The organism is Nitrososphaerota archaeon, from assembly GCA_016872055.1.
GTDB lineage: Archaea > Thermoproteota > Nitrososphaeria > Nitrososphaerales > Nitrosopumilaceae > Nitrosotenuis.
Genome location: VHBH01000007.1, coordinates 22,999 through 31,290, shown reverse-complemented (window position 1 = coordinate 31,290; position 8,292 = coordinate 22,999). Strand labels below are relative to the sequence as shown.

At 38.1% G+C, this 8,292-nt stretch carries 8 protein-coding genes; 6 read left to right on the top strand and 2 right to left on the bottom strand.

The genetic code is table 11. The annotated features are described in order from the left end of the window. Positions 1-161: 161 nt before the first annotated feature. The 6 genes from bioA to FJ354_05800 all read left to right on the top strand — a co-directional run bounded on the left by bioA (position 162) and on the right by FJ354_05800 (position 6,362). A complete protein-coding gene (bioA, locus tag FJ354_05825; GenBank protein MBM3906179.1) occupies positions 162-1,463 on the top strand; it encodes an adenosylmethionine--8-amino-7-oxononanoate transaminase in 1,302 nt (433 codons plus the stop codon). A 68-nt stretch (positions 1,464-1,531) separates the two neighbouring features. Beyond that, positions 1,532-2,503, top strand: a complete 972-nt coding sequence (gene bioB, locus FJ354_05820) for a biotin synthase BioB (GenBank protein ID MBM3906178.1) — start codon at positions 1,532-1,534, stop codon at positions 2,501-2,503. Continuing rightward, positions 2,493-3,617 (top strand): 8-amino-7-oxononanoate synthase, encoded by a 1,125-nt coding sequence (locus FJ354_05815; GenBank protein ID MBM3906177.1) that lies wholly within the window; start codon positions 2,493-2,495, stop codon positions 3,615-3,617. The genes bioB and FJ354_05815 overlap by 11 nt, the downstream gene beginning before the upstream one ends. 193 nt (positions 3,618-3,810) lie before the next feature. Then, complete coding sequence (locus FJ354_05810) at positions 3,811-4,542, top strand: cytochrome C biogenesis protein (GenBank protein MBM3906176.1); 732 nt, start codon at positions 3,811-3,813, stop codon at positions 4,540-4,542. Positions 4,543-4,546: 4 nt separating this feature from the next. Next, a complete protein-coding gene (locus tag FJ354_05805) occupies positions 4,547-5,626 on the top strand; it encodes a redoxin domain-containing protein (protein MBM3906175.1) in 1,080 nt (359 codons plus the stop codon). An 85-nt stretch (positions 5,627-5,711) separates the two neighbouring features. Then, positions 5,712-6,362, top strand: a complete 651-nt coding sequence (locus FJ354_05800) for a hypothetical protein (protein ID MBM3906174.1) — start codon at positions 5,712-5,714, stop codon at positions 6,360-6,362. Here the strand turns inward: FJ354_05800 and FJ354_05795 are convergent. Together FJ354_05795 and FJ354_05790 are read right to left on the bottom strand one after the other, a co-directional pair. Continuing rightward, a complete protein-coding gene (locus tag FJ354_05795) occupies positions 6,355-6,690 on the bottom strand; it encodes a hypothetical protein (GenBank protein MBM3906173.1) in 336 nt (111 codons plus the stop codon). The two genes, FJ354_05800 and FJ354_05795, sit on opposite strands and share 8 nt — an antisense overlap. A 1,067-nt stretch (positions 6,691-7,757) precedes the next feature. Further along, entirely contained in the window at positions 7,758-8,189 is a 432-nt protein-coding gene (locus FJ354_05790; protein ID MBM3906172.1) for an NUDIX domain-containing protein, read from the bottom strand. Between the last annotated feature and the right edge of the window lie 103 nt (positions 8,190-8,292).

The window sequence follows — 8,292 nt, the reverse complement described above, 5'->3', positions numbered from 1 at the left end:
CAGAAGACTTTAGAGCACTTGCAAGGGCGCATGTAAAGACGGTTTTGCCTATGCCAGTGTCACTACCAGTAATGAAAATCGACTTCATGTAGAAACTCCTAGTCTATGGAATTAATCCTTTTACCGCTTGATTATTAAAATGAAAATCAGCAATACAAGCAATGAGACCCAGTTCTGTGTGGCATCCATACACGCAAATGTCAGAATGGGATTCGTTTCCAAATATTGCTCATGGGGATGGATTTTGGCTCGTAGACTCTGATGGAAACAGATACCTGGATGGCGTAGCAAGTATGTGGTGCAACGTTTGGGGTCACTCTAAAAAAGAACTGGTTTCCGCAATGAGTAAGCAAGCAAAGAAAATCACTCATTCATCACTGTTTAATCTTACAAACAATCAAGCAGAAAACTTGGCAGAAAAACTAGTTGCGATATCACCAGGCATGAATCGAGTCTTTTACTCTGATAACGGATCAACTGCCATGGAAATTGCATTCAAGATAGCAATACAGTACTGGCAAAACATTGGATGTAAAAACAAGACCATGTTTGCCACGTTGCAAAATGGATATCACGGAGATACATTCGGTACAATGTCAGTTGGTTTTGTTCCAGCATTTTTTGCCAAATTCAGAAAAAACCTTTACAAGTCAATCCAAATTCCATTTGAGAACAGCTACAAAATAGCAGACATTGAGAAATATTATTCCCAGACACTAGAAAAAATTGAAGATACTTTAGCAAACAATCAAAACATTGCTGCATTTGTAATGGAAAGCGGTGCACAGATAGCCGGTGGAGTCAACATATACCAAGACAGTTTTCAGTCCAAGATTAGCAAAATTTGCAAAAAATATGATACTTTGCTGATATTAGACGAAATTGCAACCGGATTTGGCCGTCTAGGATCACTAGTAGAATATACCGCACAAAAAAGTAAACCAGACATTGTGGCATATGGCAAAATGCTCACCGCGGGATACTTGCCAATGGCTGCAACGTTGGTAACAAAAAAGATCTATGATTCGTTTTTGAGCAAATATCACCAAATGAAGCACCTATACCACGGGCACACGTTCACTGGCAACACGCTTGCCTGTGCAGTAGCAAATCAGAATCTGGATTTGTACCAGAAAACCAACCTAATCTCAAATGTAAGAAAAACCACAAATCACTTGAAAGTGCGCCTAGAGGAATTTTACGACATACATACCGTAGGCGACATTAGGCACAAAGGAATGCTTGTCGCAATAGAATTGGTCTCAAATAGAACAAAAAAGACGCCCATGTCGTTCGCAAAATCCGTAAACAGGATAGTCTTTGAGGAGGCAAAAAAGCAGAAAATCTACCTCAGAACGCTAGGGAATATAGTCATGCTTGTACCGCCGCTTGCGATGCCTCAAAAAGAAATCGATTTTCTAATAGACGGTACAATCAAAACCATCAAAAACGTATCAAAATAATTGTAAACCAGTCTTCAATACAAGGTTAACATTTGAAATATTAATTAATAGAAAAAAATTAAGTTGCAATGATGAATTCTCAGTTAATTTTAGAATTTCAGAATAAGGTTTTGAGTGGAAAAAAACTAACAGGATCAGAACTAGAAGAACTCATCAATACTGTAAATCTGAAAGAATTATCGGATGCTGCTAATAAAATCACAAGAGCATTTCAGGGAAATAAGGTAGATGTGGAACAATTGGCAAACATCAAAAAAAACTATTGTAGTGAGGATTGTGTTTTTTGTGGTCAATCAGCTTTTTTTAATACAGGAATAGACAGCTATCAATTACTACCAGCGGAAGAAATAGTCAAGACTGCAAAAAAGGCAAAAAACGAAGGTGCTGAATCATATTGTTTGGTAGCTGCATGGCGTCAGCCATCAGATTCAGATTTTCTCAAAGTTTGCGATATCATAACTCAGATTAGAGACAGTGTTGGAATATCAATAGAGTGTAGTCTAGGCTTTCTTACAGAGTCGCAGGCAGGAAAGCTCAAAGAACTAGGTGTCAAGCGATACAACCACAATTTAGAAACCGCAAGATCAAAATTCTCGCAAATATGCACCACCCACACATACCAAGACAGGCTAGACACATTACACATTGCGAGAAATGCTGGCCTTGAGCTTTGTACGGGCGGAATTATAGGAATGGGTGAGACACGCACACAGAGGCTAGAATTAATTTCGGAATTGGCAGGACTAGAGCCAGAAGAAGTCACAATAAACCTGCTAGTGGCAATTCCCGGGACACCACTTGAATTGCAAACCCCGATATCATTTGAAGAGATACTGCGGGTTTTTGCAGTGACTAGATTTGCGTTGCCAAGGTCGATCATCAAGATTTCAGGGGGACGCGAAGTACACCTAGCAGATTCTGGTGAAGAACTCTTGCTAAGCGGTGCAAATGGCATAATTAGTTCTGGCTATCTTACTTTGGGTGGAAATCAAATGGACAAAGATCTTCAAATGATCAAAAACATCAAACTTGAAGCTTGATTACATAGCTCAAAAACTAGCGGAGCTAAAAAAACAAAACCTGTACAGAAGCCTCAGAAACGGCAGAATCAGTGGGCCGTACATCACTATAAATGCAAAAAAACGAGCAAATTTCTGCTCTAATGACTACTTGGGGTTATCTGACTGGAATATCAAGCCAAGACAGCTTCAATCCAGCTCGAGGCTAGTATCTGGAAATGATGAGTCATTTATCAGATTAGAAAAAAAACTCGCAGTCCACAAATCGCAAGAATCGTCTTTGGTTTTTCCAACAGGATATATGGCAAACCTCGGTGCAATACCTGCACTTGCAGACAAACAATCCACGATATTTAGCGATGAGCTTAATCACACAAGCATAATTGAGGCATGTAGACTGAGCGGGGCCAAAACTCAAGTATACAAACACAATGGTTCCCAGGACCTCTCTAAAAAAATATCCAAAGTCAAAGGCAGAAAATTCGTCATAACTGAAGGAGTATTCAGCATGGATGGAGACTTTGCCAATTTGGATGAAATCTCGGAAATAACTGAAAAAACAGACTCTATCCTGATAGTAGATGACGCGCATGGGGATTTTGTCGTGGGTAAAAATGGCAAGGGTACGCCAAACCATTTTGGTGTAGAAAAAAGAATCGATGTATACATTAGCAGTCTAAGCAAGGGCCTGGGTTCTTTTGGTGGATATGTTGCATCATCAAACCATGTCACAGAGTTGTGCATAAACAAGGCTCGGTCGTTTATCTACACATCCGCATTGCCTTCGTTTTTAGTCGAATTGTCATTATCAAGACTTGCACAAAACAGAGCAAAACAACAAGAGAAATTGAAACAAAATGTATTTCGTTTATCATCAGGCCTAAGAAAAATAGGATATGACATCAAATCCCAGACACACATCATACCGATCATAATTGGAAATGAGAAGAAAACTCTGGAATTTGGTAAATTCATGTATGATAATGGAATCTTTGCACAGCCCATCAGATATCCAACAGTTCCAAAGAACTCGGCAAGGCTGAGAATCTCAGTTACTGCGTGGTTATCAAAAAAGCAGATTGATGATGCATTAGAGGTATTCGATAAGGCAGGCAAAAAGTTCGATTTGGTGTGAGTTATCGACGTACATCCATGCCCATAAACGCAGGCGATCCTACAAGTACAGCAATTGTCACTATGATTCCAAGCGCGATTCCAACTATAATGAACCTCTTATTCACGAATTTCACCAATGCAACTTAGATAAAAAGCAATATAACAAAAATCTGTAATAATGCTTTAATAAAAAAAATTCAACAACTGTTGTATTGGCAGACATAACTATTGGGATTGCCGCAATTGCCGGACTGGGCTCATTTCTGGCACCATGCATTCTACCTGTGATTCCAGCATTTTTGGCCTATATTTCAGGCACGACGATTACAGAGCTTCAGAGAAACCACGGCGTGCAAAGCTTGGCAACAAACAGACTAAACATTTTACTAAACACAATATTTTTCGTTCTTGGATTTTCCATAGTTTTTTCGATATTTGGAGTGATGCTAAACAGTGTACTTGTTAACAATGCAACTAATCTGATTTCAAGTTTTAATCAAATAGGGGGGGCGATAATTATTGGGTTTGGAGCGTTCATGTTATTATCGATTAGAATTGTGAAACTGAACTTTGAGAAAAAAATATTTCCAAAGGTGGGAAGGGCTAGCTACCCACTTTCGTTTGTCTTCGGCTTGGCGTTTGCGACAGGGTGGACTCCATGTATTGGTCCGATTCTTGGAAGTATTCTCACATTAGCTGCGACAACACCAAGTCAGGCATTCATGTTGCTCCTTGCATATTCCATCGGTTTGGGAATTCCGTTTATCCTGATGGGAGCATTCTTTTCAAAAATGACACGACTCATCAATATGCTAAGCAAACATCTGAAATATTACTCCATAATAATGGGAGGACTGATCATTCTGCTCGGAGTCCTAGTTTTAACAAATCAGCTTGCGGCAATAGCTAGTTTTCCCATTTTGAACAATTTGTTACTTGGGTGACACTATGAGATCAGAGATAAGAACTGCATTAATCATGGGCGCAATAATTGCCGGGCTAGTCGTTGGGCTAGGTGCCTATTTTTCCACATTAGACCAGCCAGATGATTTTAACCCACAAGACATGTCCAAAACTGACAAGAGTCGCTTCAAAAAGGTCCCAGAACTGGTTGGAGTTGCAGGCTATATCAACTCGGATTCAACATTACAAGAGAAAATCATGGGCAAAGTCGTTCTATATGACATCTGGACGTATAGCTGCATAAACTGCCATCGAACCATTCCATACATTACAGCATGGGATGAAAAATATTCAGATCAGGGCCTAGTAATAATAGGAATACATTCGCCCGAATTTGAATTTGAAAAAGACATCAACAATGTAAAACGTGCAGTGGAAAAATTCGGAATAAAATATCCAGTGGTATTAGACAACGACAAAAAAACCTGGGACGCGTTTGAAAACAGATACTGGCCCAGAAAATATCTTGCCGACGATGAAGGATACATCAGATACGATCACATCGGCGAGGGAGAATATGATGAAACTGAAATGATCATCCAGAAATTACTAAAAGAGCGAGCAGAAAAGCTTGGAATCAGTGTACCTGAACAATCATTAGTTGACATTGAACAATACAAACATGGATCGCGGACTCCAGAATTGTATTTTGGATATGACTTCGCTTTTGGACGGAGTCAGATTGGTAATCCAGAGGGATTCAGACCAAATCAAGAAGTAACATACACAATTTCAGATAAACTACGTGAAAACAATTTCTATCTGGATGGAACCTGGAAAAACCTTGAAGACAGAATGATACTGACATCAGAGTCAGGCAGAATTGTTTTACCATACTTTGCAAAACAAGTAAACATCGTAGCTGCTGGAGAATCAGAGATACAGATATTGCTGGACGGTAAAATGATTTCAGATCAACATTCCGGCATAGATGTCAAAGACGGCAAAACAACCATCAATGGGGCCACGCTGTACAACCTAGTCAATATCAAAGACTCGTCATCCCACGTATTGGAGATTCAGGCAGGGCGTAGCTTTGAAATCTACACATTTACCTTTGGCTAGACTTGTAACCATACCGTCATGTAACCAGAGTGACACTACCCATGGTTACAAATTTCTTTAAAAGTAATTTTTCAAGGATTTTGACATGGGTTCATTAAGCGACAAATGGAGTGATTTTGGTAGATCAGAGAGTCTCACACAAAAAATCGTCGATAAAGTTAAGCCAGACGTCCCACTCAAAAACAAAATCGACGTAGCCCAGAAAAATCTCCAATTACAGATTGGTAAACTAGACGGAATATCTCAAAAAATAAAACAAAAAAATGATTATATTTTCAGCAAAATTGTTTCTGCACAAAAATCAAACAATAATCTACACGCAAAGGCATATGCAACTGAATTATTAGAAATTAGAAAAATGCACAACATGGTAAACGGTGCAAAACTCGCACTAGAACAAATTCAGCTCAGACTAAACACAGTATCAGAGCTTGGAGACATTGTGGTGACATTGAGTCCATGTATGTCTGTAATCAAGGGACTAGGCAGCTCACTTTCTGGAATAATGCCAGAAGCGACATCATCTATGCAAAATCTATCACAGATACTAGGCGATGTATTAACCGGTTCTTCAATGAATGCTGCGGATACCACCGTATCCACGTATAGTCCAAATTCAGACACGCTTGCAATATTGGAAGAAGCCCAGTCAGTAATTGAAGGACAAGCAAGAGCAAGTATTCCAGAGCCACCAACTAGCGTATCTAGTCAAGTAAGAAGAGAATCAATCATTTAGATTTCTTTTTACTTTTTTCAATTAGAATTTTCTTTATTCTAGAAATTGTTGGGTAGCTGTATCCGCGGCGCCTATAATTTGAGATCATCATTTTCCAGTTTTTTAGACGCCATTGTGCCTGCTCGTTTGTTATGGAGTGAATTTCTTTTTGGATGATGCTTTTTCTTCCCACCTTGAGAACTCCTGCATCTTTTGCAGACCAACGGTTCTTGGCAAATTTGAGGCCAGATAGTATCTCCTCTATTGGCATTTCCCTAAAACACTCCTCAATAATTTTGATCTGACTATCATTTGGTATTTTCTGAACCTGGATTCTTAATTCTTCCACGAATGATTCAGACCATTATTTCTTAATAGAACTCTGATAAGCTACTTTTTACAAAATACGAAGTCATCCTTTTGCAATCTGGATTCAAAATCGCACCAAATATCATTATTTACCACACGGTATTGAATTTCAATTACTTCAATTCGGATCTTGCGTGTTTGCAAGTTTTGTAATTTATGGTCAGTCTTCCAATCAAAGATCAAATCTTACCAGTCTCAAAAAATTACTGGTGTGATTTTTATAAAAAATTAAAAATTTAAGGACTCATTTTACTCGGAAAATTATTAAAAAGCAGGCAAAATTAGAATTTTTAACATCGTTCTGAGATATCATGTCTTATACTTTCAATCTTTTGAAACAGGTCTAGCAGCATGAGCAAAGCTATGGTTATTTGGTTGGAATTTTTTCAGTGATTCTCTAAACAATCGCTCAATTTGCCATTTTTTGGCCTATAATTTCAAATTCATGGATTTTTACTAGTATTGCTGATGATTAATTACTAAAAATATGAAAATGACCAAATTCCATCATTTGAAGCCCCGCTCGTCATAATTCGACCAAAGACATACCAAGTTTGGACGTTTTTTAGTAATTTTTTGGACGCGGATTATATCTTCTTTCTAAATTCGAATTTAGAAACATTGTTATTTTTGAGGCTTATTTCAAATATTTTATTGAAAAACGCCCACGAATGAATTTACGGATTTGTAATTTCCCAGAAACTAGCCTAATTTTATGAGCATGACGAATTTGCAGAGGTTATTTCAATCATAGTATTGATGGCTGAAGTTATCAGTTGCATACGAATTTCTCTAGTTGCTGAAGCAGGACGGTAGCTGAAAATACCTGTGACATTACCAATGGAAAAAGCACATTTTAAGCAAAATATCTGGTGATTAATGCTGCAAGAGTCTGCCAAGTGCGTCTACGGTACAACGAAAGGGACAAAGGCCATACTTTTCAATCATCATGATTAATCTCAAATTTTTTTAATTTACTCCCATGAGCAAACCATGCTGTATTGCATTGATTATTTATGTTTCAAAACTCGAATTTAGACATATTTGTTATTTGTGCCTGCAATTCATCGCATCAAGAATCATTTTTTTGTGGTGTGGTAGGGTCTTGCTAGGTAGTTTTGTAAAAAACCCATAATTATCGCTTTGATAATCGGTCTTGATTTTTCCTCTCGATGGTACAACAATAAATCCATGAGAAATATCATGTCGGAATTTATTGAGGCTCTCGTAAACGCCGATAAATTTTTTGATTTTTACATTAAGGTTTAACTCTTCTTTTGCTGATCTTTTTACTGCATCCTGGAGTCTTTCATCCTTGTGGACCATGCTTCCAGGCAAATGCCAATATCCCTTGTACGGGTTTCTGGTTCTCCTTGTCAGTAGTACGGATTTACCGTCGAGTATTATCAAGTCAACACAGGAAAATGCAAAATACTTCCTAAAGTCATCATACTCTTTTTGTGGTGCTTTTTTGACCAAGTTTTAGTGTCAGACCCCCACCTTTTTGGAGTAAAACTAGACTAAATTAACCAATTCTGCACGTATGAAAAATCTAAAAACGGTGGTTTTTTGAAAATTCTCA

Bases quoted from the DNA above. Each gene is read 5' to 3' on its own strand.
- bioA (MBM3906179.1), top strand. From the start codon at position 162: ATGAGACCCAGTTCTGTGTGGCATCCATACACGCAAATGTCAGAATGG.
- bioB (MBM3906178.1), top strand. From the start codon at position 1,532: ATGATGAATTCTCAGTTAATTTTAGAATTTCAGAATAAGGTTTTGAGT.
- FJ354_05805 (MBM3906175.1), top strand. From the start codon at position 4,547: ATGAGATCAGAGATAAGAACTGCATTAATCATGGGCGCAATAATTGCC.
- FJ354_05800 (MBM3906174.1), top strand. From the start codon at position 5,712: ATGGGTTCATTAAGCGACAAATGGAGTGATTTTGGTAGATCAGAGAGT.